The following is a 24,532-nucleotide window of genomic DNA, read 5'->3' as shown; positions in this document are numbered from 1 at the left end:
GGGTGCGGGCGAGCTGAACGGTGTACGGATCAGGTCCGGCCGGTCGACACCGGCACCACCCCCGTCGGCGCGGTCCGAGACGCCGCGGTCGAAGCGTCCGTCGCGCCGGTCGTGTCGTCGCCCGATTCGTCCTCGAACACCCGTCCCATCGCGGCCAACACCTCCGGTCGCGAGCGGTGTGCCCACACCAGATACGCGGCGCCGAGCACCATCCAGCCGACGATCACGTACGGCACGAGGTTGTTGGGATGATCCGGCACCGGCCACAGCTGGCCGTAGATCGGCAGCAGCATCAACAGCACCGTCGCGCCCGGCAGGATCCCGTGCCGCAACAGGGCGAACTCGCCCCGGTGTTCGCGCAGGTAGAACCGGATCACCGCGATGCTCATCAGGATGTAGATGACCACCATGCCGAGTCCGAGAATGGTGCCGGCGAACCCGTACACGCCCAGCGGACCGAGGTCGCCGCCGAAGCCGCTGCCCAGGGCCAGCGCGAACACGAGCGAGAAGCCCAGATACGCGGTGATCGCCGACTGCGGCACGTGGCGCTCGTTGGTGCGGCCGAGGAAACGCGGCAACACCCCCTCGCGGCCCATCGAGAACAACACCCGCACGGCCGCGTTCGAGCCGGAGACGACGTTGGCGAACTGGCTGACGATCACGGTCAGCGCGAGGATCCAGGTGACGCCCCAGTAGCGGTCGACCAGCGTGGTCAGCGGCGCGGCGTCGCCGGCCAGGTCCGAGCCGTGCGCGGAGCCGAAGCCGATCGAGGTCGAGTAGGCCATCAGCACGTAGAAGGTGCCGATCACCGCGACGGCCGTGAACAGCGCCAGCGGGATGCTGCGCTTGGCGCCGCGCGCCTCCTCACCGAGGGTGGCCACCGACTCGAAGCCGATGAACATCAGGATGCCCCAGAGCATGCCGGTACCCAGGCCGCTGAAACCGTCGATGGAGTTGGCCGGGTTGAACGGCGCCACCGACAGACCCGAGTCGCCGCCGTCGCCGAGGATCACCCCGGCCAGGCCGAGCAGTACGCCGACCTCCAGGACCAGGAAGATCAGCGCGGTCTTCGCCGAACTGGACACCCCGAGCGAGTTGACGCCCCACACCACGGCGGCGAACGCCAACGACATCACCTGCCACGGCACCCGGATGTCGAACTGGGCGTCCAGGAAGTCGTGGCTGTACCCGCCGAGCGCGGCGAACAACATCGGCCCGACCATGCCGTAGGTGAGCAGCAGCAGCCACCCGGACAAAAAGCCGCCGGACTTGCCGAACCCGTGGCTGTTGTAGGTGTAGGCGAAGCCGGCCGCCGGGAGCTTGCGGGCGAACGCGGCGATGGTGTTGGCCACCAGGAGGCTGGCGACCATGGCCAGCACGATGGCGAGCGGCAGCGCGTACCCGGCGCCCGCCGCGGCGGGCGGCGTGTTGAACGCGACGCTGGTGGCGGGGCCCATGAAGGCCATACACATGGCGACGGCGCCGAACACCGACAGCGTGTTGCGGCGGAGCGACCCGCCTTTCGGGTTCGGGCTCGCGGGCGGCGAGGGCAGTGCGGTGGACATGGGTGGTACTCCAGGCGGTTCGGTGGGGCGGGACGGGCCCCGGGGGTGCGGGGAGGGCGGGGACGCGCGCCTGTGGGGTGGGGGTCGGGCTCAGTGCGCCCGTGGCGTCAGCAAGGCCGCGAGGTCGAGGTCGGCTCGGACCGCCGCCGCCGCGTCGGGCGCGACGTCGAAGCGCACGCGCAACGCGGTGAGGCCGCGCGACACCGCGCCCAACGCGCCTGCCAGGTCGGCCAGTTCGGAGTGCACCAGCTCGGGGCAGGCGGGCAATCGTCGGCGGACCCGCTCGCGCAGCCGGGTGGTCATCGCGGCGTCGATGGAGGCGGAGACCCGGCCGCCGAGGACAACCAGTTCGGGCTCGTACGCGATGGTGACCGCGGTCAGCGCGATGCCGAGGGCGCGCTCGAAGCGTTCGACCACGGCGCGGGCGGCCGGCGCGGTGTCGGTGAAGACGTCGGCGGCGGTGGCCACGTCGAGTCCGGCCTCGCGGGCGGCGCGCATCAATCCCTCGGCGCCGACCAGTTCCTCGACGGTGTGGTCGTCGGAGTCGACGGGCAGGAAGCCGAATTCGCCGACCAGGCCGGTCGGTCCGCCCCGGATGTGCCGATCCACGGCCACACCCGCGCCGAAGCCCGCACCGACGGTGAACATCACGGCGGTGTCGGCGGTGCGCGCGGCGCCGTGCCGGAGTTCGCCCTCCAGGGCCAGGTCGGCGTCGTTGCCGAACACGACGGTGCCCTCCAGGGCGCGGCGCAGCCGGCGGGTGAACAGGTCACCCTCGATCTGCGGGAGGTTGGTCGCGCCGCGTACGTCCAGCCCGTCGGCCGCGACCGCTCCGGGCAGACCTATCACGCCCGCGCGCAGCACGTCGGGCGCGGCGGCGGGCCGGCTGGTGTCGGGCGCGGCGGCGGTCCCGGCCGTGGTGTACAGCGCGCGGACCCGCTCGGCGAGCCAGTCCGCGAGGTGGTCGGCGGCGAGGTGTCGGGGCGTGGGCTCCTCGTGGTAGCGCGGCGAGCGGCCGAGCAGGTCGGTGGCCAGGAACCGGCAGGTGGTGCCGCCGAGGTCGACCCCGACCGCGACACCGCGTTCCGCGGCGACCTCGATCACCACGCCCTGGCGGCCCCGCCGGCCGGTCTGGAGCACGGCGCCCTCACGGACGAGGCCCTCGTCCAGCAGCCCTTCGACCACCCGGGACACGGTGGCGGCGCTGAGCCCGGTCTGCTGGGTGAGGCCCGCGCGACTGTGCTGCCCACCGGCCAGCAACACCGCGAGCAGGCTGGAACGGTTGGCCCATCGGGCATCCGCCGTCTCCGCCATGTTCACCTCTCAGAGTGAAAATATTTCAGAGTGAGAGAAAATTAAGCCCGGAGAAGGGAGGTGTCAAGGGTGCATCAAGACGGCCCCAAATCAGGACAACGGTGAGCATGCACCCGACGACTCCCCGCACCCACCACGGGCCGCGGGGGCGCGCGTCGGCCTGGTCCGTCCGCGGGTGTGGTGAGCCGGCCGGCCCCGGCGCCGCGAACCTACGGCTGGAAGGTGTACCCCCGGCCCCGGCCCCACCGCACCGCCGCGGCGGCGATGGCACGGCTGAAGCGGTAGTCGTCGGTCAGGGTCTCCTCGACGAAGCGGCGCTCACAGGTGTAACAGGTGCCGGAGGCGGTGAGTGGCATCGCCGATCCTTCCTCACGTCCCCGGGCAGCCGAACAGGTGCTCCTGGTCGGAACCTACTCGCGCCGACCCTCCCGGATGGTCGGGTTTGGCCGATTGCCCGAAGAAGCCTCAGGGAACACGGCGAATGGCCGGATGGTTGGGCAACCCGCTTACCCGGCTTGGGAGTCGCCCCACCGTCGAGGCACCGGCCGGGCACGAGCGCGCCCCGAGCGGTGGGCGGTGGGCCGGGGGCTCGCTCGGGGCGGGTGGGGGCGCGGGCGCGGGGTGGGGCGGCTGCGGCGTCAGCCTTGCCGCCGGCCGGTCTCGAGGTAGATCCGCAGGTGGTCGAGGCCGCGTTCGAGGATGTCGCCGACGGCGAGGTCGGTGTCCGCGCCGGCTGCCCGGTGTCGGGTCAGGGCGTCCACCGACAACGCCTCGCCGCCCTTCTTGCCGCCGAACTGGGCCGAGTCGTGGACGCGCTCGCCCTCGACCGCGCCCGGGTCGAGCGGATCCCGGCCGTCCTCGACCATGACGGTGACGATGCTGTCGATGTCGCTGGGGCCGTCCTGGACGATCACGATGCCGGTGTACGGCGTACCGCGCACCGCCCATTCGATGCGGGTGCCGGGGCCGTCCCGGTCCAGGTCGACCTCGGCCGCGACGGATTGCGCGGCCTCGCCGGCGGTCACCACGACCGCGTGGGCCGAGGTGGTCCGGACGGCGGTCACCGGCGGGAGGTATTCGGGGAGCCTGTCGGTATCCGACAAGACCATGTACGTCTGGTCGGTGGACGCTGCGACCTGCACGGAACGCGTGTGAAGAACCATGCGCGTACTGCTATCCGTTCGACGGGCGTTCCATTCGCGATCCCGGCGGCGCGGGAACCGGGAGGCGGGGGCCGGGGAGGCCGCGCGGCCGGGCGCGGCCGACGGGCTCCGGCTCGGCGTCCGGGGTTGGGCAGGTCCCGCCGACACGCGTCGCCCAGGCGTTCGACATCGGGCCATCGCCGGGCCTTCCGCACACCCCACGCCTTCCGCCTTCGCCGGGTGTTCGGCCCGGTTCGGGCACGGCCCGGTCGGGTTCAGGCCCCGCCTTCGGCGCGGCGTTCAACCCCGCCTCCGCCTCGGCGTGTCCGCGCCGCCCTCACCCCCTCGCGTCGCCGAGTGATTCCAGCAGCGCCCGCAGGCCGTCCGCGACGGCGGATCGTTGTTTGGGAGTGAGCGCGGCGAGCAGGCGTTGTTCGGTTTCGATGTGTGCCGGCAGCACCTCGTCGATCAGTTCCCGGCCCGCGTCCGTGAGGGCGACCAATACGCTGCGGCCGTCCGACTCGTCGGCGCTGCGGAACACCAGGCCGCGCGCCTCGAGGCGGTCCAGCCGCTGGGTGATCGCGCCCGAGGTGACCATGGACGAGCGCATCAGCTCGGTGGGGCTCAGTCGATGCGGCGGCGGGTTGCGGCGCAGGGTCGCCAGTACGTCGAACGACGAGGCGTCGAGCCCGTGTTCGGCGAAGGTCCGGGTCAGCTCGGTGCCGACCAGGCGCGCGGCGCGAGACAGTCGGGCGAGCACCGCCATCGGTGACGCGTCCAGATCGGGGCGCTGCGTACCCCATTGCTCCAGCACAAGGTCGACGTGATCTGCCACGGCGTCAGGCTAGCCGAATCCGGCCGCCGAAGCGGGTGGCGACGCCCCTCGCATTTACCTTAGCGCTGAGGTACATTTCCCTTAGCGTTAAGGAATCGACCGCATCCCGGAAAGGGACACCCCACCATGCGCATCACCGTGTTCGGAGCAGCCGGCAGCGTAGGCAGTCGCGTCGTCTCCGAAGCCCTGTTGCGGGGCCACGAGGTCACCGCCGTGGTCCGCGACCGGGCCCGCTTCCCCGACCTGGATCCCCGCGCCGAAGCCCGGATCGGGGACGCCGCCCGCACCGACGACGTCGCCGCCCTCGGCGCCGACCAGGACCTGGTGATCAGCGCCACCCGCCCACCCCTCGGCAGCGAACGGGAGCTGGCCGCCACCGCCGAGGCGCTGCTGTCCGGCCTGGCCGGCACCGACGTACGGCTGTTGACCGTCGGCGGCGCGGGCAGCCTGCGCGTCCCGGGCACGAGCGAGACGATGGCGGTCGACGACCCGAGGTTCGTCCCCGCCGCGTGGCGCGGCATCGCCCTGGCCTGCAACGCCCAGTTCGACGTCTTCCGCGCCGACTCCGCGGTGAACTGGACCTACCTCAGCCCGCCGGCCCACCTGCAACCGGGCACCCGTACCGGAACCTTCCGCGTCGGCGGCGACGAACTCCTGGTCGACGACGACGGCGTCTCCGCGATCTCGATGGAGGACCTGGCCGTGGCCCTGGTCGACGAGGCGGAAAACCCGCGCCACCACCGCGCGCGCTTCACGGTGGCGTACTGACATGGGCGGCGGAACGGTACGCCGGCGCCGGCGGAGCGACACAGGGGCCGCGCCCGCCCCGGCCGGGAGCATCGCCGCGGCGCGAGCCTCCCGACCGCGGATCGGGTCGACGGCGGGCTCAGCCGGCCCGCAGCAGGGCGCGCAACTCGGCGGTGTCGACGACGTGGGCCCGGGTCGGGAACACGTGCTCCAGCAGGGCGCGATGAACCTCGGGATCCGGGTCGGCGACGCCGTCGGAGAGCACGTACAGCCGATAGTCGCGGTCGGCCGCGTCGACGACGGTGGACAACACGGCGCCGCCGGTACTGACGCCGGCCACGACCAGGGTGTCGATACCGCGCTCGCGTAGGCGCCGATCCAGGTCGGTGGTGGACATCGCGCCGTAGCGCACCTTGCGGACCTCGATATCGCCGTCGCGCGGAGCCAGCCGGTGGTGAATGGCGACGGCGGGGTCCTCGTGGTGCATGAGCCGGTATCGGGCCACCGGCGCGAAGGACTTGTTCGCGGCGGGAATCGTGTCCCAATCGGCCGCGGTGAAGCCGACCCGGACATGGGCGACAGTACCGCCGGCGGCCCGCACGTGGGAGACGATCCCTTCCACACGAGCCAGGAGCGCGGCGCGCTGCCCGCCATCCTCCCCGTCGGGCAGCGCGGCCAGGATGGCGGGTTGGTAGTCCAGCACGAGCAGGGCGGTCTGTACGGGGTTGAGCATGGTCACGCGGGGGACTTCCCTTCCGACGATGCGTGGTCGCTGTGCGTGCGACCGGGCGCCGAGCCTGTCGGCGCCCGGTCGGCGGCTTCGTGGGTTGCCGGATCGGCGGTTTCGTCACGCGCCGGTTCGATGGCTTCGCCGCCCGGCGGCTCCCCGCGCCCCGGGAGCAGCAGCGGGGTCGCCAGAAGCAGCATCCCGGCGACGGCGATCGCGGTGCGGGTGCCCGCGGCGGCGGCCAGCACGCCCGCCAGCGCGGTCAGCACGGCGATGGAGGCGGTACTGCCGACCGACCACGCGGTCAGCGTGCGGGCGACGCGGTCGGGATCGGTGTGCTCCAGTCGACAGGTGGCCTGTACGGGATTGAACACACCACAACAAGCCACCAAGCCGAACTGCAGAACAATCACGAGCACCATCCCGCAAACCCCGGGCCGGACGAACGCCAGCCCCACCGGCCAGCACGCGCGCAGCCCCCCGGACACGAGCAACACCTCACGCCGCCCGAACCGCGCCACGAGTCGCCGCGCCAACCGCGCCCCGACCAGCCCACCCACACACGGAGCGGCGAACATCAGCCCGTACTGCCACGGTTCGAACCCGAGGGGACCCAACAGGAGTACGGCGAGCAGCGGCTCACCGGCCATGATCAACCCGTTGACCACGACCGTATTGAAGAACAGCGGCCGCAATACGGGATGACCGAGGATGTGGCGCCACCCGTCGAGCAGATCACCGGCCCGCAACCGGGGCGCACCGGTCCGCTCGGGAGGCGACTCCGCACCGCCGATGGCACGAATGCCCAGCGCCGACACCAGATAGCTGACCGCGTCGGCCAGCACGGTCGTCACCGGACCGAAGTAGCCGATCGCGGCCCCACCGAGCGGCGGCCCGACCGTGATCGCGGTCCAACTCGTGGACTCGAACCGGCTGTTCGCAACGAGCAGGTCGGCCGGCGGCAGCAGCGACTTCAGATACGCCCCGCTCGCCGCCTTGAACGCGATATCGGCGGCGGCCACGACCACCGAAACCACGAGAAGTTGTACAAAGCTCAGCCGGCCGAACACGAACGCAACCGGAACGCTCGTCAGCGCCGCGAACCGAACCAGGTCCATCGCCACCATGACCGACCGCTTGCGACGAAACTCCACCCAGGGCCCGAGCGGCACCGCGATCACCGCCCCCACCACCCGCCCGGCAGCGGCCAACACCGCCACCTGAGCCGGCCCCGAGTGCAACACCAGCACCGCGATCAGCGGAAACGCCCCGAATCCGAACGCCGTCCCATACGCACTGACGGCATAGGCCCCCCAGAGCCACCGGAACCCGCGCCCCAAATCCCGCCCACCCGCCACCCGCGCCCACCCCTCACCACCCGAACTCCCAAGCACCGACTCCAGACATCAAAGCGACCGACGACCCCCGACTTCAAACAACAACCCAGCACCCACCCCACAACCGAAGGTTGTATGCCAAGCCCCCACCCACCCACGACCAACCGACCCACACGCGGACCAAAGTCCGGCATCCCACCAGGGACTACGCGCTCGGCTCTTCGTGGGTAGTACCCGGGCGGCGAGGGGTTGGACGCGGTCCGCGTACCGGCCGACTCGTCGACGGCATGGGCCACGTCGGCCGACCACCGGCCGCGACCCGCCGTACGCTCCACGCCACCGGCCACACCCGGCCGCTCCGCCCGACCCCGTCGCCGCCACGACCACCCCACCCGAGGAGCGCCCCATGCCCCACCCCCCACCAACGCCCCGCCCCATCGCCGTCTTCGACCTCGACGGCACCCTCGTCCGAGGCGACTCCTTCACCCATTTCACCCGCGCCCTGCTGCGCCGCTCCCCCTGGCGCACCGTCGCCGCGACCCTGTGCGTACCGATACTCGCCCCCCTGTACGCCCTCCACCCCACCCGCCGCCGCGCCTTCGCCCTGCTCCTGCGACTCGCCACCATCGGCCTGCCCCCGCACCGATTCGCCGCCCTCGCAACGGAGTTCGCCACCGAACGCACATCCGACGGCAACCGAATCCCGCACACCCTCGACCGTGCCCGAGCCCACCTCGCCGCCGGCGACCGCGTCGTCATCGCGACGTCCTGCGCCGAACCCCTCGCCGCCGCCATCTGCCGCGAACTCGGCCTGGCCCCGGTGGAGGTGATCGCCTCCCGGCTCACCGCGAGCCGAACCGGCATGCGGCCGCTGCCGGCGTGCCGGGGCGTGCGCAAGGTCGAGCGGATCCGCGCGGCCGGCATCACCGGTCCGATCACCCACGCCTACACGGACAGTTCCGTCGACCTCCCCCTGCTGACCGCCGCCACCCACCGCTATCTGATCGACCCCTCCCCCACCCACCTGACCCGGATCCACACCCACCTCGGCCCCACCTACGTGGTGCTGCGCTCCCCCGCACCGTCCACGCCGTAGCGCGAACCACAACGACCCCGACCGCCCGGCACCATCGCACACCCTCGAATCCGCCCCGCGCGTCGACCTCTACGCTGCCCGCATGGACATCACACAGCGCGCCGCCGTCGACCTCGGCGGCGACACCGACACGGTCGGCGCGGTCGCCGGCGCGCTCGCCGGAGCCGTATACGGCCTCGCGGCCATCCCGACCCGCTGGACCGACCGGCTGCACGTGCCGATCCCGGGCTCGGCCGGCGAAGTCCTGCGCCGAGCAGACCTGTTGCGCCTGTCCCACGACCTGCTGAACCGTACGCCGCGCGCGGCTCGCTGACCCGGCCCACGACCACCCCCGGTCCCGCCCGCCGTCAGTCCGCCTTCCCCTGGGTCCGACGCGCATAGGCCCGCGCCGCCCGGACCCGATCGCCGCATCGTGTCGAGCACCACTGCCGGGACGCGTGCGTACGAACCAGGAAGCGGCGGCAGGGCGCGGCGCCGCACGGGGTGAGCCGCGCGGCGTCGGGCGCGGTCAGCAGGTCGGCGGCGTCGGCGGCCAGCACGGCGATCGCGTGGTTGACGATCCGGTCGATCGGGTGCGCCTGGGCGCGGTACGGGCCGTGTACGTCGTCCCAGTGCAGCAGCGCGGCCGACGGCGCGCTGGTGAGCGCGTCGTTGACCGCGCGTACCGCGTCGGCCGGCGCCACCACCTCCTCGACCCGAGCCGACAGCAGCGCTCGCACCGCGTCGCGCAGCGCCCGCAGGCGTCCCGCGCACACGTCGTAGAGCACGGCCTCCGCCGGTGCCAGCTCGCGCGTGACCAGCCACTGCCTCGCCGACTCGGGCGTGCCGAGCAGATCCACGTCCCGGCCGCCGGGGACGGCGAGATCGCTGTTCGCCAGGTCCAGGGACAGGTACCGCTCGGCACCCGGCGCGAGTGGGGGACCCGAGGGCACGGGACGGGCGGCGGCGGGCTCGGCGGACGCGGCCGGCGAGGTCTCCTTCATGAGTCTCATGTTAAGGCTTGCCGTTCTCCGTGAGAATCGGCTAGCTTTTCTCACGGCAAACACAATCATTATCCGTGAGGTGTGCAGTGACCGGTTTCGACGCGACCAACGAGCAGATCGCCATTCGGGTCTTCGGCGGCCCCTCCGCCCTGATCGAGTACGGCGGCCTCGCGTTCCTCACCGACCCCGCCTTCGACGCCCCCGGCGAGTACCCCGTCGGCGACGGCCGCGTCCTCACCAAGACCGCCCCGGCCTCGGTCGACCCGGCGGACCTGGGCCCGATCGACGTGGTCCTGCTCTCCCACGACCAACACCCGGACAACCTCGACCACTCCGGCCGCGCGCTCCTCGCCGACGTCCCGCTCGTACTGACCACCCCCGGCGGCGCGGACCGCCTCGGCGGCACCGCCCGCCCGCTGGCCCCCTGGGCGACGATCGACGTCCCCCGCCCCGGCGGCGGCACCGTGACCGTCACGGCCACCCCCGCCCAGCACGGCCCGGACGGCTGCGAGCCGGTCACCGGCGAGGTCGTCGGCTTCGTCCTGACCGCCGCCGACCTCCCGACCGTCTACGTCAGCGGCGACAACGCGTCCCTGCCCGTGGTCGAGAAGATCGCGGCCCGGGTCGGCCCGATCGACACGGCCGTACTCTTCGCCGGCGCCGCCCGCACCCCGCTGTTCGACGGCGCCCTGCTCACCCTGGACAGCGCCCAGGCCGCCGAGGCCGCCGCCATCCTCGGCGCGCGCCGCGTCGTCCCGGTCCACTTCGACAGCTGGGGCCACTTCACGGAGGGCCGCACCGCCCTCGTCGAGGCGTTCACCGCGGCCGGCCTGATCGACCGCCTGCAACTCGCCTGAGCACCGGCCGAACCGGCCTGCGCGGCGGCGAATCGGGACAAGGGTCGCGCCGGCACGATCACGCGATCTTCTCCTTCTCGGACAAAGGGAGCACCTGACGAGTCGTTCCGTCGTGCTCCGCCTTGCGCCCGGCGGTGAGGAGGATTGCCGCGCCCGCGACCATGATGAGCGCGATGGTCAGCAGAGCGTAGGTGTAGCTGCCGGTCGTGTCGGCGATGAACCCGGTGAAGTAGGGGCCGACGAAGCCGCTGATGTTGCTCACCGAGTTGATCACGGCGATGCCCGAAGCGGCGGCCGCGCCGGTCAGGGACAGCGGCGGCAGCCGCCAGAACTGGGGCATGGCCGTGTAGATACCGGAGACGCTGAGGCAGAACGACGCGATGAAGACGACGTTGTTGTGCGTGAACGTGGCCGTCACCAGGCCGACGACTCCGACTCCCATGGGAATCACGGTGGAGGACACCGCCGACATGCCCGAGGCGACCTTGGGCCAGACCGCCATGGCGATGATCGCGAACGCCGACGGGATGCCGGCCAGCAGCACACTGCTGACGTTCGACATGCCGGAGATGCTGCCGGTCAAGGTGGAGATCATCGTGGGGAGGAAGAACGCGATCGGGTACAGGCCGAAGACGATGGCGAAGAAGGCCAGCGCCAGTGTCCAGACCCGCGCGCTGGTGAGGGCCTGGCGCACGCTGGACAGCGCGCCACGCGCTTCCCGCTCGGATGTTTCCTGCGCGAGCCGGCGTTCGATGGCTTCCTTCTCGGCCGTCGTCAGCCACTTGGCGTCGCGGGGCCGGTCGGGCAGCATCGTGAAGACGAGGATTCCGGCGAGGAGGGTGATGGCCCCCTCGACCAGGAACAGCGATCTCCATCCGGCCAGTCCGGTGAGACTTTGCCCCCAGGACAGGAGGGCGGCGGCCAGGGGCGAGCCGATGATGCCCGAGAGCGGAATCATCATGAAGAACGCCGACAGGGCCCAGGACCGGTACCTGCGCGGAAACCAGCCGGTCAGGTACAGGAGGATGCCCGCGGCCAGCCCCGCTTCGGCGAAGCCGAGCAGGATCCGCATGGCGTAGAGCTGGCCGACGTTTTGCACCGCGGCCGTCGCCATCGTGACCGCGCCCCAGGTGACGAGGATGCGCGTGATCCACCGTCGTGCCCCGAACCGGCGCAGCATCATGTTGCTCGGCACCTCGACAAGGACGTAGCCGATGAAGAACAATCCGGAGGCCAGTCCCATCTGCGATCCGGAGATGCCCAGGTCCTTGCTGAGGGGCGCGGCCATGTAGCCGAGATTGGCGCGGTCGATGTAGCTCATCACGTAGGCGATTCCGATGAACGGGATGATGCGTATGCCCACCTTGCGCCACAGCCGGCGCACGGATCTGTCGGTGGGGGCGGGGACGGTGACCTCGGCCATGACGGTGACCTCTTCTCAGGCGTGGTGCGGGGGATGCTCCGGGGCGCGGCCGGGCACGCGAGGACGGCCGCTCAGCGGTGGTGAGCGGAGCGCAGTTCCCGGGTGGCGGCGGTGTCGACCGTGCCGGTGGGCGTGATGACCACGCCGTAGTCGCGGGCCGCGCCGGCGACGGTCACTTTCTGGTCGAGCACGTCCTGCAGGACCCGGTCGACTTCCCGGGTCAGGGCGCTGCCGTGACCTCCGCCGCCGGCGGTGACGTGGCGGTGACGGTCGCCGGCGACCAGGGTCCGGATGACCTTGGTCGGCAGGATCCGCTCCTGCGGCGTCCCGGCGTTGAGCATGTTGGACGAGGGAGTCCCCGGTCCTCCTCCCGCAAGGCCGTAGGGGAGGTGCCGGCGCCGGTCCGAACGGATCTGTACCGAGGCCTCGGGGTGGAGGATCGTCATGTCGCGGAAGGTCGACAGGCCACCGCGCCATCTGCCCGGTCCGCCGGTGTCGGGGAGATAGCCGTAACCGTCGATGCGAAGGTGCCCGGACTGCTCGAGCTCCTCGATCGGCGTGTTGGCGAGGTTCGCACCGAGCGGGCTGACGCCGTCCACCCCGTCGCGGTCGGGCCTGGCCCCCCAGGCGCCGCACAGGACGTCCCACAGGACGGCGCTGGATCCGTCCTGCTCGGTGACGCCGATCGCGATGGAGTCGGGGCCGCCGTCGCCGGCGGCGGGGACTCGGTGGGGGAAGACCGGTGCCAGAGCGCCCAGGACGGTATCGATGATGCGGTAGGCGACCAGGCCGCGTGCCCCGCGGGCCGAGGGCCGTCTGCCGTTGAGGATGCTGCCTTCGGGAATGACGAACGTGAAGGGGCGGTAGAAGCCGCTGTTGGCCGGGATGTCGGATCCGAGGGCTCCCTGGATGGCGGCGTAGGAGGCGGACTTGGTGAACGAGGCGGTGGCGTTGAGCGCCGAGGCGACCTGCGGGGACGATCCGGTGAAGTCCAGGTGCAGGGCGTCGCCGACGATGTCGACGGTGACGCGGAAGGGGATGGGGGGCGAGCCGAGCCCGTCGTCGTCGATGTGATCCTCGAACGTGTAGCTGCCGTCGGGGGCTTCGGTGACCGCGGCACGCAGGAGGGTCTCGGAGTAGTCGAGGAGTTCGTCGATCAGCGCGGCCAATTCGTCGGTCCCGTGGCGCCTGGCAAGATCCTTCAGTCCTTCGCCGCCGGCGTGGCAGGCGGCGAGCTGCGCGTCGAGGTCACCGCGCAGCAGGCCGGGCTCGCGTACGTTGCGCAGGATCAGGGCCAGGAACGTTTCGTTCAGTACGCCCCCTTCCACCAGGCGGGACGGCGGGATCTGGACGCCTTCGGCGAAGATGCTGGTGGACTGCACGGCCATCGATCCGGCGGCCCAGCCGCCCACGTCGGCGTGGTTGACGACCGTGACCGAGTAGCCGATCAGTTCCTGCTCATCGGTGAAGACCGGACCGACAGCGAAGATGTCGGGCAGGTGCATACCGCCCAGATCCGGATCGTTGAGGAGGTAGACGTCGCCGGGACGGACGGTGTCCCCGAACGCGTCCAGGACGGCGCTCATGGCCTCGGGTATGGAACCGAGGTGCACCGGGCAGGTGTTGGCCTGGGCGATGACGCGTCCGGAGGCGTCGCACAGCGCGGCCGAGAAGTCCATGCTGGAGGCGACGATCTGCGAGTGGGCCGTACGCAGGATGGTGATCGCCATCTCGTCGGACAGTCCTGTTACCGCGTTGCGGAACACCTCGAACGTGGCGGCGTCGCGGATGGGGTGCGGGCTCATGACGATTCCTTGGTGGCGGTGGTCCAGCGGATGACGATGTTGTCGAGGCTGTCGCGCTGCGCGGTGGCTCCCGGCGGCACCAGGGTCGTCGAGTCCATGTCCTCGATGACCAGCGGTCCGGGCACGCGGTGGGAGGGCAGTTCGGCGCGGGCGATGACCGGGGTGTCTTCCGTGCGGTCGAAGCGGCAGGCCCGAAAATGGGCGGGGTGGGAGTGCCGCGGGGGCAGACGCAGCGCGCGGTCGATGGTGATGGGGTTGCGCACCGTGCCCCGCACGCGGATGTTGACGATCTCGATCAGTTCGTCACCACCCGCGCGACCGTAGGTCCGGCGGTGCTCGGCGTGGAACCGCGCGCGGGCTCCGGCCATCAGGGCGGGTGTGACGGTGCCGTTGGGTATCACGACCGGGAGTTCGAACCGCTGGCCGCGGTAGCGCATGTCGAGGACCCGCCGCACATCGGCCTCCGCGCCCGGCGCGGCTTCCCGCAGCGCCCGGGTGACGTCCTCGGCCATGCGGTCGAACTCGGCGGTGAGCACGCCGGGTTCGTCGCATTGGGGGCGGTGGGGTACCACCGACTCGCGGGAGGTGTCGGCCACGAGCAGGCCGAGGCTGCTGAACAGGCCGGTGTGCACGGGAACGATGACGGTGTCGATGCCCAGTTCCTTCGCCAGAGCGGCACCGTAGAGGGGGCCCGCTCCTCCGAAAGCCACCATGACCGCGTCGCGCGGGTCGCGGCCGCGTTCACTCGTGACGGCCTTGACGGCCTTCGTCATGTTGGAGACGGCGACCTCGTAGGCGCCGCGCGCGGCGGTGGGGATGTCGATGTGCAACTGTCGGGCGACGGTGTCGAGGGACTTCTCGGCGAGGTCCGGACGGATCGCCACCCGGCCGCCGGCGATGGATCGGGGACTGAGGTAGCCCAGGACGACATTGGCGTCGGTGAGGGTGGGATGGTCCCCGCCGTTGCCGTAGCACGCGGGGCCGGGCCGGGATCCCGCGCTTTCGGGACCGACCCTCAGGGAGCCCGCGGCGTCCACGGAGACGATGCTGCCGCCGCCGGCGCCCACCTCGGCGATATCGATGGAAGGCACCCGCACGGTGTAGCCGGCGCCCCGGCCCATGGTTCTGGTGAGGTTCATTCCTCCGCCGACCTCGTAGTCGGCCGCGACGAAAGGCTCCCCGTTCTCGATGAGCGAGGCCTTGGCGGTGGTGCCCCCCATGTCGAACGCCACGACGGAGTCCAGGCCCATCAGTTGGGCGAGCTTCCGGACGGCGATGACGCCTGCGGCGGGGCCCGACTCGATGATCTGGACGGGCCGTCGCACCACGGACGCCGCGTCGAGGAGGCCGCCGCTGGACTGCATGATCATGAGGGGCTCGGTGATGCCCGCCGCGCGCAGCCCGTCGCCGAGCGCGCTGACGTAGTCGTGCACCTGCGGCCCGACGTAGCTGTTCACGACCGCGGTGCTGGTGCGCTCGAACTCCCTGATCTGCGGTGAGATGTCGACGGAGGCGGTGACGTACACGCCGGGCAGCAGTTCGCGCAGCTCGGCCGCGACACGTTGTTCCTCATCGGGGCGGACATGGGAGTTGATCAAACACACGGCGACGGCCTCGATGCCCGCCGCACGCATGCGATCGGCCAGGTCGGCCACCTCGGCGCTGTCCGCGGCGGGCCCGAGTTCACCGTTCGCGGTGATGCGCTGGTGCAGTTCGTAGCGGTGGCGGCGCGGCACAAGCGGCACGGGCTTTTGCCAGGACAGGTCGTACAGCAGGGGGCGGCGCAGGCGGCCGAGTTCCAGGACGTCCCGGAAGCCCTTGGTGGTGACCAGCGCGGTGCGCGCACCGCGCATTTCAAGGATCGCGTTGGTGGCCACGGTGGTGGCGTGCAGCATCGCGTGGACCTCACGCGTCTCGACGCCCGCGTCACCGAGCGCGGCGGCCGTCCCCTCCAGGACCGCGGTGCCGAAGTCGGGCGGAGTGGAGAGAACCTTGACGGGCACGACGCGGCCGTCGGGCCCGAGGGCGATGACGTCGGTGAAAGTGCCGCCGATGTCGGCACTGACGCGCCAGCCTTCGTCGCGACCGGTCGTGGGTGCTCCTGACACGTTCGGCTCCTTCGGGGTGGACCTGGGTGACGCGGACGTCTCGCAGGCGGATGCGTGGATCACGGAATTGCGATCTCAAATCTTTCATCTGAGATCTTTTGCGAGACAGAGCGTGTGCCCTCGGTGGGGGCGGGGCAGGAAGCGGCCGGGATCGCACTCCGGCGGGGGCTCAGGTGCGGCGGACACCTGCGGTCAGGGACGCCAGCCGGTCGGTGACTTCGGCGAGGGCGCCCGCGCTCCCGCCGTACAGCACGCGGGCATGGGTGGCCGGGCCCTGGAAGGCATCGCCCGCCAGAGCGGTGACACCATGCGACAGCAGCAGGTCCTCCAGTGCGCGGCCGACCACGCCGAGCGGGCCGAAGTCGACGAAGGCGAACACTCCCGCGTCGGGCGGCGAAGTTTTCAGGCCCGCCCGGGCCAGGCCCGCCACCAGTAGGTCGCGCCGCGAGCGCAGGGTCGCGAAGAAGGGTTCGATCCAGTCCTGCGGCCCGGTGAGGACGGCTACCGCGGCGGCCTGCGCGACGTCGCCCACGTTGATCACGTCCCATTCGAGTGCACGGTGGATCGGTTCCAACAGGTGGGCGGGAGCGTTCACGTATCCCACCCGCCAACTCGTGAAGGCGTGGTTCTTGCTGAGGCTGGTCACCGTGACCAGGTCGAGATGGCGCTCGCGCAGCAACATCTGGGGCCGGTAGCCCGGGCCGTCCCATACATAACGCTCGTAGGATTCGTCGGCCAAAACGATCAGGCCGTGGCGCGCCGCCACGTCCAGAAGCTGCTCAAGCCGCTCCCGACGGGGAAGGTAGCCGGTGGGATTGTTGGGATTGCAGATCAGCAGCGCCCTGGTGGCGGGAGTGACGGCGGCCTCGACGGCCGCGGGGTCGTGGTCCCATCCGCGCTTCTCCTCCGACGGCACATAGATCGGGCGGACTCCCGCCGACCGGATCATGCCGTCGAAGAAGTAGGTGGGGGCCGGCACGAGGACCTCGTCGCCCGGGTCCAGGAGGGCTCGCAGGGCCAGGCTCATGCCGTGTTGCGCTCCGTGGGTGATGAGCAGTTCGGTCTCCGGATCCGCGTCGACTCCGAAGGTGATCCGCAGGTGATCGGAGATCGTTCGGCGCAGTTCGGCCGAGCCCCGGCTCCGGCGGGGGAAGACCTGACCGGCCGCGATCCGGGCGGCCTCGACGACGTGTGCGGGCATCGGCAGCACCGGGACGCCGCCCATGGGGATCAGGTCGGCACACGACCCCGACGCGTCGAGCACACGTTCGGCGAGTTCGAGGGCCGGCAGGCGTGGCACAGGCATGGTGATTCCCTTCGAAGGCATCGAACGGCCGCGACGGGCACCGTTGTGTCGGGGCCGGTTCACCCAACGCTGAGATCGCTAATTCTCCAACTGAGATCTCAGTTCACCACTGGGAAAACCTTCTGTCAACGGTTCCGGAACGCCCGGGGAACTCGTCGTCACCCGTCAGGACACCTGGATACTGGCCCCGGTGATCGAATCGCTGGACAGCAGCGCGCCGATGATGTGCTCCTGCGAGGTCCGCGTACGGGCGCTCATGGCCGCGCGGGCGGCGGCGGGGTCGCGCTCGCGGATGGCCTCCAAAACGGCGCGCCGCTGGTGAGCGGCCGTTGCCGAGAACGGCAGCGACTTCAAGGTGATCCGCAGGACACGTTCCAACTCGTCGAAGGCACGGACGATCGACTGGGCCAGCATGTCGTTGCCGCAGCAGTTGGCGATGATGGCGTCGAACTCGAAGTTGGCCCGCAAGAAGCCGTCGACGCCGGCCGCGTCGCCCAACTCGTAGGACGCGCCCAGCAGTTTCTCCAGGCGGTCCAGGCTCGGCTCCGGAGCGCCGTGCTCCGCGGCCAGACCCGCGGCCTCGGTCTCCAGGAGCCGCCGGAACGCACACAGGTCCCGGGTGCCCTTCAGGGTCACCGGCAGGACGCGGTACCCCGATCGGGGCAGCGCCTGGACCAAGCCGTCGCGCTGGAGACGGGTCAGCGCTTCCCGGACCGGCATGGTGCCCGCACCCGCCAGGCGCGAAAGGTCGGTCTTGGTGACGTGTGCGCCCGGCCGCAGCTCGAGCTCGATGATCTGCCGCTTGATCGCCAGGTAAGCGCGCTCCGTGGCGTTCAAACCCGCGTGATCGGTGCTGAGGATCGCCGGCAGATACTTCACCCGGCCATCCTAGCGATGATGATCCCAGTTGGTATCGGTCGGATCTCAGAAGGCCGCCGGCACCGCGCTCGACCCCACGATCCGAGGCGGTTCGTCATCGCCGACGTCCGCCATCGACGGACGACATCGGTCGTCAAGGCCCCAGAAGCCATACGTCGGGGACTGCGTCCGGCCGGATCATGCCGCGGGCGACCGTCAGGGGTGCGTCGGTGGCCGCGACGACCTCGGCTACGGTGACTCCCGGGGCCGTCTCCACCAAAAGCAGGCCGAAGCGGGTCACGTCGACGACGGCGAGGTCGGTGATCACCCGGTGCACCACACCGCGTCCGGTGAGCGGCAGGGTGCAGCGCTGCACGAGTTTGGGTCGGCCCTCGCGCGTCGTGTGCTCCATGACGACGATGACGCGGCGGGCCCCGTGCACGAGGTCCATCGCGCCGCCCATCCCCTTGACCATGTGTCCGGGCACCGTCCAGTTCGCCAAATCCCCCGCCGCGGAGACCTGCATGCCGCCGAGGACCGCGGTATCGATGTGGCCGCCGCGGATCATCGCGAACGACAACGCCGAGTCGAAGAAGGACGCTCCGGGCAGGGTCGTCACCGTCTCCTTGCCCGCGTTGATCAGGTCGGGGTCGACCCGGTCCTCCTCCGGGTAGGGGCCGATGCCCAGGATCCCGTTCTCGCTCTGCAGTACGACGTCGACGCCGGGCGGCAGGTGGTCGGGGATGAGCGTCGGCAGCCCGATGCCCAGGTTGACGTAGCTGCCCGGGGCCAACTCGCGTGCCGCTCGGGCGGCTATCTCTTCACGGGTGCGTGCCATGTCAGTTCTCCGCCCTGGTGGTCGCAAGCGTCGTGGTGCGCTTCTCGATGCGCTTCAGGCCCGGGTCGGCGACCGCAACCACACGCTGGACGAAGACACCGGGAAGGTGCACGTGATCGGGGTCCAACGCACCCGCGGGGACCAGTTCCTCGACCTCGGCCAGGGTGATACGCCCGGCGACGGCCACCAGCGGATTGAAGTTCCGGGCGGAAGAGTGGAAGACGAGGTTGCCATGGGTGTCGCCGACCGCCGCGCGCACCAACGCGAAGTCGGTCGTGACGGATTCCTCGAGCACATATTCCGCGCCGTCGAACAGGCGGGTCTCCCGGGCCGGCGAGGCGACCTCCACGGTTCCGTCCGCGGAGTAGCGCCACGGCAGTCCGCCCTCCGCGACGGCCGTGCCCACCCCCGCAGGCGTGTAGAACGCCGGGATGCCCGCGCCGCCCGCCCGGAGTCGTTCGGCCAGCGTTCCCTGCGGGACCAGTTCCACTTCCAGTTCGCCCTCCAGATACTGGCGCGCGAACTCCTTGTTCTCCCCGACGTAGCTCGACGTCATCCGAGCGATCCGCCGTGCCGCCAGCAGGATGCCCAGACCGCCGTCATCGACGCCGCAGTTGTTCGAGACCACACGCAGTCCCCCCGCCCCGCAAGCCAGTAGTGCGTGGATCAGGTCGTGTGGGATGCCGCACAGTCCGAACCCCCCGACCGCGACGGTCGCGCCGTCGGGGATGTCGGCGACCGCCTCGGCGGCGGATGCCCATGTCTTGTCCATGGTCGAAGACGGTAGGGCCGCGACCGCGGTGCGGATATGGACAAGGCACCCACACCCCGCGGCGATGTGATGGGTGGAACCGCCACGCCGGAGCGACGGACCACTCGGCGTGATCCCGAGGCGCCGTGCGGGGCGGGCGGGAGCCGAACCCTCGCGCATGCCGATCGCAGCGGTTGAAGACCCCCGGGGCGTTCATGTGCATAATCACCCGATGGACGCTCTTGCGGCGACGGCCGCCGTGCGCGCTCTGTTCACCCTCCTGCACGACGAGGCGCCGGCGGCCGAGTTCGAGGCTGTCGTCGACAGCGTCCGCGCCGCCGACATCGGCCCTGCTCTGCTCACCGAGGTCGACGCCGCATACGCGACCGCGATGCGGCTTCGCGACACCCTTCGGGAGCACCGCCGCCGCGAAGCCGAACTCGCCGCCCTCAACGAGACCATCGGCGACCTGGCCGCGCTGCGAGACGTCGACGCGGTGCTGTCCGCGATCGTGCACCGGGCGCGCTCGCTTCTCGGCTCGGACACCGCGTACTTGTCGCTGCAGGACACCGACGCGGGCGACACGTACCTCCGGGTGACCGCGGGCGCCGTGTCACCACGGTTCCGGCAGCTGCGTATGGCGATCGGGGATGGCATCGGAGGCCTGGTCGCCGAACGCGGCACCCCGTTCGTCACTGCCGACTACTTCGCCGACACCAGTTTTCGGCATACCTCTCCTCTCGACGAGGGAGTCGGCGACGAGGGGCTCGTCGCCATGCTCGCGGTGCCACTCGTCGTCGACGACACGGTGATCGGCGTGCTGTGGGCCTCCGACCGCCGTCCGCGCGTGTTCCGTCCGGGTGAAGTGTCACTGTTGACCGCGCTCGCAGCCCACGCGTCCGTCGCCATCGACAACGCGAATCTGCTCGCCGAAACACGGTCCGCGATCGCCGAGCTGGCCGACGCGCACGCCGGAGCCCGGGCACACGGCGCTTCGATCGAACGCGCCGCCGCCGCCCACGACCGGTTCACCGGGCTCGTCCTTGCGGGCGCCGGGGTGGACGACGTCGTCCGAGCGGTGGGCGAACTCGTCGGCGGCGACGCGTCCGTGCTGCTCGGCCCCGACGCCGGAAGCGCCATGGACGCCGCCGACCCCGATTTCGCGGCAGCCCGCGCGCGAGCGCTGGCCACCGGGCGCGGGGCGCGGGTCGGCAACGTCGACGTGGTACCGGTTGCCGCCGGCACCGAATGGTTCGGCGTACTGGTGCGTCGCGGCGAGAGCAACCCGCCCGACTCGACGGCGTCGGACATGCGCACTCTGGAGCGCGCGGCCATGATCGTCGCGCTGCTCCTGTTCTTCCGACGCTCGGCGGACGAGGCCGAGCACCGGCTCGCAGGAGAGCTGGTACGCGACATCCTTGCGGCCCCGTCGCGGGACCGGAGGGCGATCGCAGACCGGGCGGCACGATTTGGTGCGGACCTGAACCGGCCGCACGTCGTCGTGGTGGTTCAGGTACCCGGCGCCGACCGTTCGCGGGTGGCTTCGGCGGCTTGGCACTTGGCCGCGACATCCGCGGGCATGGCGGGCGAGATCGACGAAGGCGTGGTCCTGCTGCTTCCCGAAACGGACCCTTCGGCGAGCGCGCGGCGCGCGGCGACGGAGATCGGCCATGCGCTCGGGCGCCCCGCGACGGCGGGGGCCGCCGGTCCGGCACCGGACCTGGACACGATTGTCGATCGGTACGCCGAGGCCGGCCGCTGTGTCGCGGCTCTGCACGCGCTCGGCCGGTCCGGGCAGGGCGCCTCGGCTGACGAACTCGGCTTCCTGGGCGTGCTCTTGGCGGATACGAAGGACATCGCCGGCTTCGTCCACACGACCCTGAGCCCGCTGCTGGACTACGACGCCACACGCGGCGCGGAGTTGACCCGAACCGTCGCGGCGTATTTCGACTCGGGGCGCAGCCTGGCGCGGACGCGCAAGGTGCTGCACATACACATCAACACCGTGACACAACGGCTGGACCGCATCGCGTCCTTGCTCGGCGCGGATTGGCGGGAGCCCGATCGAGAGCTGCAAATCCGACTGGCGCTGCATCTGCGGGGGATGCTGCCGAAGTGATCCGGTGAGGGGTTCCTGCCTCGACGCGCGCCACGACGCCGGGCGCGGACACGAAGCGCTCGAACGCCGCCGCCATCCCTTCCTACCTCACCCCACCGCCCAAACGCCCGACCCGCCCCGCGTTCCCCACCGCCGCCCGGGCCACGGCGTGCCCGATCCGCTCGGTCAAGGTGCCCCACGGCCGGCATTCGACGACGGGCAGCCCGTACCGCGCCGCCTCCTCCGCCAGCCACCGCGAGTATCGAACGCCGACCTCCGCCCGCTGCGCCTGGACCCCGCCCTCCGGCTCCCGCTCGCCGTAGTTGGCGACGATCCGGGCGCCGTCGTCCTCGTGCAGGAACACCCCCCGCACGCTGCGCCCGGCCTCGACGCCCTCCCGCATGGCCTGGGCCACGGCGGCCGGCGTGAGGTAGTCGCCCTCGACCACCGCCGGGACATCGACGGTGAGCCGATTGCGCACCACGCCGACGACGGCGGGCTCCAGCGCTCGGGCGGTGGCGACCTGGAGTTCCAGTACCCGATCGGCACCGAGCCCGTCGACATCGGCGATCCCGTCGAAAAGATGCAGTCCGGGATGCCCCTCGGCCGTCGTGATGTGCTGCACCGCACTGACCACGTCATCGAACTCGACCACGAACGCCCCGGCCGACAAGGCCAGTTCCGCAGCCGCCCGACTCTTGCCGACCCCGGAGGCCCCACCGACGAGCAGCACATCCCACCACGTCCCGATCACCCCCCGACCGTACCCCCAACCACCCGTGTCGTTGTGCACGCCCCACCCCGCCGCGCGGCACTGCGCGGCACAGCGCGGTGCGGTGTGCCGGTGTTGTCGCCACGCCCATCACCTCGCGTATTCGCAGGTCCCCGGATCGTGACATGGGAAGGTACTCACGGCATGATGCCCGTTACGCGGCGTCGTCGGCGCGGTCGGGGCGGTCGGCTGTGAGGCCGTCGCCCGCCAGGCTCGTCCGGTCGGTGCCGAGGACCGTCGACGGGGGATACGAACTCGTGTTGTGCTCAGCCTGCGGTGCCCAATCGACGTTGCCGGATCGCTGTACCAACTGTGGCCATCGCGAGTACGCCCCGCCCGGCGCCCCCACCGACGCCGCCCTGGACGCGCGTTTCGCCCACTTCGGGCCCGTCGGGACGCCGATGCGGGATCCGCGGCTTCGACCCGAGCCGATCTTTCGGTCGCTGCGCGGGCCGGCCATCGCGCTCTACGTCCTGTTGGGCGTCACAGCCGTCGCCTGTCTGCTCGCCGCCATCGCGTTCTTCCACCGCGCGAGCCTGGTCGACCAGGTGTTGCGCAGCAGGTGGTCCGCGCCCGATTCGGACGGGGCGAACCACTCCATCGCCGTGTGGTGGGGACTCGCGACCCTGGCCATGGTCGCGAGCGCGGTGGTCTTCGTGGTCTGGTTCCATCGCGCGCGGCGCAATGTCGACCTGTTCCCGCCGTCCGTACAGCGCCTGTCCGGCGGTTGGGCGATCGGCGGCTGGTTCTGCCCGGTGGTCAACCTGTGGTTCCCGCCGCTGATCGCACACGACATCTGGAAGGCCAGCGATCCCCGCGCGCCGATGCGCGGCGGCGCCACTCCGGGGCGGCATGCGCTGCTCTGGGCCTGGTGGGCGACCTATCTCGCCGCGAACGCCCTCCTCGCCATCGGCCTGACCGGCCGCGAGAGCGACGGCGGCGACGCGATGACCGGCAGCGACGCGTGGGTCGCCTACCACGAGTCCTACCGCACCGCGGACACCGCGGCGGGCTGGGCCTTCCTCCTGATGATCATCGCGGCCGGCATGGCCATCGCTGTCGTGGCCCGGATCACCGGGTTCCAGATCGAGCGCGAATACGCCTTCCTCGTGCCGCCGACGATGCACCCGGCGCACCCCATGCATCCGATGCACCCGCTGTACGCGGTCCAGCCGACCCACCCCGAAGTCGCCACGTCCGGCCCGGTTCCCGACTCGACGCAACCCGTGGCGCCGCCGATCCCGCGCCAGCCGCCGCCCCCGCCGCGTCCGAAGGACCCACCGGCTCCGTTCTGAGCGGGCAGGCGGCGGCCGGCTTGCGAGTGGCGCCCCGCCTTGCGGGCAGCGTCCGCCCGCCGTTTGTGTGAGCGATGTTCGATCGGTCAGGCCCCGCGCCGCCGCCCCGCGGTCCGCGGTGCCTCGGTGGCCGCGGCGATCTCGCGCAGCGCGAGCGTCGCCGCCTCGATCGCCGCCGCCGGGGCGCCGCGCCAGACCTCGGCGTGCGCGGCGGCGTTCGCCCGGACCGCCTCCTCGGCGACCCGTACCCCGCGCGGCGTCAGGCGGATCAGCGTGCCCCGACCGTCGCCCTGATCCGGAAGGCGCTCGGCCAACCCCTCCGCGACCAGGTGATTCGTCACGTTGCTGGTGCCGCCCGAGGACAGCAGCAGCGCACGACTCAGCTCGGTCGGCTTGAGCCGATACGGCGCCCCGGCACGCCGCAGCGCGACCAGTACGCCGAACTGGGCCGGGGTCAGGCCGAATTCCGGTAGCTCACGGCGGGTGGCCTCGTCCAGGTCGGCCGCGAGCAGCATGATCCGCTTGCTCAACTCCGTCGTCGCATCCAGCACGTCGGGCAGTTCGGCCTGCCACGCGCTGATCAGCGCGCTCGCGCGGTCCTCGGATGCGGTCATCTTGACAGCGTATTACACACAGCTGATAGCTTTCTAAAAAGCTTTCCAGTGAACATGACTC

22 protein-coding genes and 1 pseudogene are annotated in these 24,532 nt (G+C 71.3%); 6 read left to right on the top strand and 17 right to left on the bottom strand.

Annotation, left to right across the window (positions count from 1 at the left end; all coding sequences use genetic code 11):
* Positions 1-29: 29 nt before the first annotated feature.
* The 5 genes from ACFRCG_RS26945 to ACFRCG_RS26925 all read right to left on the bottom strand — a co-directional run bounded on the left by ACFRCG_RS26945 (position 30) and on the right by ACFRCG_RS26925 (position 4,856).
* Positions 30-1,565, bottom strand: coding sequence for an APC family permease (locus ACFRCG_RS26945; RefSeq protein ID WP_380036019.1), 1,536 nt, complete (start codon positions 1,563-1,565; stop codon positions 30-32).
* Between the two features lie 90 nt (positions 1,566-1,655).
* The gene (locus ACFRCG_RS26940; protein ID WP_380036173.1) at positions 1,656-2,879 is read right to left on the bottom strand and encodes an ROK family transcriptional regulator; all 1,224 of its coding nucleotides are present in this window, start codon (positions 2,877-2,879) and stop codon (positions 1,656-1,658) included.
* A gap of 209 nt (positions 2,880-3,088) precedes the next feature.
* Positions 3,089-3,235, bottom strand: a complete 147-nt coding sequence (locus ACFRCG_RS26935; protein ID WP_380036016.1) for a hypothetical protein — start codon at positions 3,233-3,235, stop codon at positions 3,089-3,091.
* A gap of 282 nt (positions 3,236-3,517) precedes the next feature.
* The gene (locus ACFRCG_RS26930; RefSeq protein ID WP_380036013.1) at positions 3,518-4,042 is read right to left on the bottom strand and encodes an SRPBCC family protein; all 525 of its coding nucleotides are present in this window, start codon (positions 4,040-4,042) and stop codon (positions 3,518-3,520) included.
* A 316-nt stretch (positions 4,043-4,358) separates the two neighbouring features.
* Positions 4,359-4,856 (bottom strand): MarR family winged helix-turn-helix transcriptional regulator, encoded by a 498-nt coding sequence (locus ACFRCG_RS26925; protein WP_380036010.1) that lies wholly within the window; start codon positions 4,854-4,856, stop codon positions 4,359-4,361.
* A 126-nt stretch (positions 4,857-4,982) separates the two neighbouring features.
* On the opposite strand from ACFRCG_RS26925, the gene ACFRCG_RS26920 reads away from it, so the two are divergent.
* A complete protein-coding gene (locus ACFRCG_RS26920; RefSeq protein WP_380036008.1) occupies positions 4,983-5,624 on the top strand; it encodes an NAD(P)-dependent oxidoreductase in 642 nt (213 codons plus the stop codon).
* A 118-nt stretch (positions 5,625-5,742) separates the two neighbouring features.
* On the opposite strand, the gene ACFRCG_RS26915 is transcribed toward ACFRCG_RS26920, so the two are convergent.
* Positions 5,743-6,336 (bottom strand): cysteine hydrolase family protein, encoded by a 594-nt coding sequence (locus tag ACFRCG_RS26915; protein ID WP_380036171.1) that lies wholly within the window; start codon positions 6,334-6,336, stop codon positions 5,743-5,745.
* A 2-nt stretch (positions 6,337-6,338) separates the two neighbouring features.
* Entirely contained in the window at positions 6,339-7,688 is a 1,350-nt protein-coding gene (locus ACFRCG_RS26910; protein WP_380036005.1) for an MFS transporter, read from the bottom strand.
* A 385-nt stretch (positions 7,689-8,073) separates the two neighbouring features.
* On the opposite strand from ACFRCG_RS26910, the gene ACFRCG_RS26905 reads away from it, so the two are divergent.
* Both ACFRCG_RS26905 and ACFRCG_RS26900 read left to right on the top strand, forming a co-directional pair.
* Positions 8,074-8,763: a haloacid dehalogenase-like hydrolase gene (locus tag ACFRCG_RS26905; RefSeq protein WP_380036002.1), complete on the top strand. Its 690-nt coding sequence runs from the start codon at positions 8,074-8,076 to the stop codon at positions 8,761-8,763.
* A gap of 97 nt (positions 8,764-8,860) precedes the next feature.
* Positions 8,861-9,076 (top strand): annotated as a pseudogene (locus ACFRCG_RS26900) (ADP-ribosylglycohydrolase family protein); the annotation flags it as partial.
* 34 nt (positions 9,077-9,110) lie between these two features.
* Here the strand turns inward: ACFRCG_RS26900 and ACFRCG_RS26895 are convergent.
* Positions 9,111-9,746, bottom strand: a complete 636-nt coding sequence (locus tag ACFRCG_RS26895; protein ID WP_380035999.1) for an ABATE domain-containing protein — start codon at positions 9,744-9,746, stop codon at positions 9,111-9,113.
* A gap of 86 nt (positions 9,747-9,832) precedes the next feature.
* Between ACFRCG_RS26895 and ACFRCG_RS26890 the strand changes: the two genes are divergently transcribed.
* Positions 9,833-10,603, top strand: coding sequence for an MBL fold metallo-hydrolase (locus tag ACFRCG_RS26890; RefSeq protein ID WP_380035996.1), 771 nt, complete (start codon positions 9,833-9,835; stop codon positions 10,601-10,603).
* A 58-nt stretch (positions 10,604-10,661) separates the two neighbouring features.
* Here the strand turns inward: ACFRCG_RS26890 and ACFRCG_RS26885 are convergent, their stop codons facing one another.
* The 7 genes from ACFRCG_RS26885 to ACFRCG_RS26855 form a co-directional block, all read right to left on the bottom strand.
* Positions 10,662-12,026, bottom strand: a complete 1,365-nt coding sequence (locus ACFRCG_RS26885; protein WP_380035993.1) for an MFS transporter — start codon at positions 12,024-12,026, stop codon at positions 10,662-10,664.
* A 71-nt stretch (positions 12,027-12,097) separates the two neighbouring features.
* Positions 12,098-13,831, bottom strand: coding sequence for a hydantoinase B/oxoprolinase family protein (locus ACFRCG_RS26880; protein ID WP_380035990.1), 1,734 nt, complete (start codon positions 13,829-13,831; stop codon positions 12,098-12,100).
* Positions 13,828-15,939, bottom strand: a complete 2,112-nt coding sequence (locus ACFRCG_RS26875) for a hydantoinase/oxoprolinase family protein (protein ID WP_380035987.1) — start codon at positions 15,937-15,939, stop codon at positions 13,828-13,830. The genes ACFRCG_RS26880 and ACFRCG_RS26875 overlap by 4 nt, the downstream gene beginning before the upstream one ends.
* A 169-nt stretch (positions 15,940-16,108) precedes the next feature.
* Positions 16,109-17,245, bottom strand: coding sequence for a pyridoxal phosphate-dependent aminotransferase (locus ACFRCG_RS26870; RefSeq protein ID WP_380035985.1), 1,137 nt, complete (start codon positions 17,243-17,245; stop codon positions 16,109-16,111).
* 165 nt (positions 17,246-17,410) lie between these two features.
* Entirely contained in the window at positions 17,411-18,124 is a 714-nt protein-coding gene (locus ACFRCG_RS26865; RefSeq protein WP_380035982.1) for a GntR family transcriptional regulator, read from the bottom strand.
* A gap of 133 nt (positions 18,125-18,257) precedes the next feature.
* Positions 18,258-18,941, bottom strand: coding sequence for a CoA transferase subunit B (locus ACFRCG_RS26860; protein WP_380035979.1), 684 nt, complete (start codon positions 18,939-18,941; stop codon positions 18,258-18,260).
* Position 18,942: 1 nt separating this feature from the next.
* Positions 18,943-19,713 carry a CoA transferase subunit A gene (locus tag ACFRCG_RS26855; RefSeq protein WP_380035977.1) on the bottom strand — a complete coding sequence of 257 codons (771 nt, stop codon included), beginning with the start codon at positions 19,711-19,713 and terminating at the stop codon, positions 18,943-18,945.
* A gap of 211 nt (positions 19,714-19,924) precedes the next feature.
* Here ACFRCG_RS26855 and ACFRCG_RS26850 point away from each other — a divergent pair, with 211 nt between their 5' ends.
* On the top strand, positions 19,925-21,811 hold the full coding sequence (locus ACFRCG_RS26850; RefSeq protein ID WP_380035974.1) for a helix-turn-helix domain-containing protein: 1,887 nt from the start codon (positions 19,925-19,927) through the stop codon (positions 21,809-21,811).
* A gap of 82 nt (positions 21,812-21,893) precedes the next feature.
* Here the strand turns inward: ACFRCG_RS26850 and ACFRCG_RS26845 are convergent, their stop codons facing one another.
* Complete coding sequence (locus tag ACFRCG_RS26845; protein WP_380035972.1) at positions 21,894-22,544, bottom strand: hypothetical protein; 651 nt, start codon at positions 22,542-22,544, stop codon at positions 21,894-21,896.
* Positions 22,545-22,786: 242 nt separating this feature from the next.
* On the opposite strand from ACFRCG_RS26845, the gene ACFRCG_RS26840 reads away from it, so the two are divergent.
* Positions 22,787-23,857, top strand: coding sequence for a DUF4328 domain-containing protein (locus tag ACFRCG_RS26840; protein WP_380035969.1), 1,071 nt, complete (start codon positions 22,787-22,789; stop codon positions 23,855-23,857).
* 86 nt (positions 23,858-23,943) lie between these two features.
* On the opposite strand, the gene ACFRCG_RS26835 is transcribed toward ACFRCG_RS26840, so the two are convergent.
* Entirely contained in the window at positions 23,944-24,471 is a 528-nt protein-coding gene (locus tag ACFRCG_RS26835) for a MarR family winged helix-turn-helix transcriptional regulator (protein WP_380035966.1), read from the bottom strand.
* Positions 24,472-24,532: the final 61 nt, after the last annotated feature.

Source organism: Embleya sp. NPDC056575 (genome assembly GCF_042793325.1).
Taxonomy (GTDB): domain Bacteria; phylum Actinomycetota; class Actinomycetes; order Streptomycetales; family Streptomycetaceae; genus Embleya.
This window is presented reverse-complemented; position numbering and strand designations above follow the sequence as displayed.

Excerpts from the sequence above, each read along its gene's own strand:
- ACFRCG_RS26915 (WP_380036171.1), bottom strand. The coding sequence starts at position 6,336 with ATGCTCAACCCCGTACAGACCGCCCTGCTCGTGCTGGACTACCAACCC.
- ACFRCG_RS26855 (WP_380035977.1), bottom strand. The coding sequence starts at position 19,713 with ATGGACAAGACATGGGCATCCGCCGCCGAGGCGGTCGCCGACATCCCC.
- ACFRCG_RS26930 (WP_380036013.1), bottom strand. The coding sequence starts at position 4,042 with ATGGTTCTTCACACGCGTTCCGTGCAGGTCGCAGCGTCCACCGACCAG.
- ACFRCG_RS26895 (WP_380035999.1), bottom strand. The coding sequence starts at position 9,746 with ATGAAGGAGACCTCGCCGGCCGCGTCCGCCGAGCCCGCCGCCGCCCGT.
- ACFRCG_RS26885 (WP_380035993.1), bottom strand. The coding sequence starts at position 12,026 with ATGGCCGAGGTCACCGTCCCCGCCCCCACCGACAGATCCGTGCGCCGG.
- ACFRCG_RS26860 (WP_380035979.1), bottom strand. The coding sequence starts at position 18,941 with ATGGCACGCACCCGTGAAGAGATAGCCGCCCGAGCGGCACGCGAGTTG.
- ACFRCG_RS26905 (WP_380036002.1), top strand. The coding sequence starts at position 8,074 with ATGCCCCACCCCCCACCAACGCCCCGCCCCATCGCCGTCTTCGACCTC.
- ACFRCG_RS26940 (WP_380036173.1), bottom strand. The coding sequence starts at position 2,879 with ATGGCGGAGACGGCGGATGCCCGATGGGCCAACCGTTCCAGCCTGCTC.
- ACFRCG_RS26870 (WP_380035985.1), bottom strand. The coding sequence starts at position 17,245 with ATGCCTGTGCCACGCCTGCCGGCCCTCGAACTCGCCGAACGTGTGCTC.
- ACFRCG_RS26945 (WP_380036019.1), bottom strand. The coding sequence starts at position 1,565 with ATGTCCACCGCACTGCCCTCGCCGCCCGCGAGCCCGAACCCGAAAGGC.
- ACFRCG_RS26835 (WP_380035966.1), bottom strand. The coding sequence starts at position 24,471 with ATGACCGCATCCGAGGACCGCGCGAGCGCGCTGATCAGCGCGTGGCAG.
- ACFRCG_RS26920 (WP_380036008.1), top strand. The coding sequence starts at position 4,983 with ATGCGCATCACCGTGTTCGGAGCAGCCGGCAGCGTAGGCAGTCGCGTC.
- ACFRCG_RS26935 (WP_380036016.1), bottom strand. The coding sequence starts at position 3,235 with ATGCCACTCACCGCCTCCGGCACCTGTTACACCTGTGAGCGCCGCTTC.
- ACFRCG_RS26880 (WP_380035990.1), bottom strand. The coding sequence starts at position 13,831 with ATGAGCCCGCACCCCATCCGCGACGCCGCCACGTTCGAGGTGTTCCGC.
- ACFRCG_RS26850 (WP_380035974.1), top strand. The coding sequence starts at position 19,925 with ATGGACGCTCTTGCGGCGACGGCCGCCGTGCGCGCTCTGTTCACCCTC.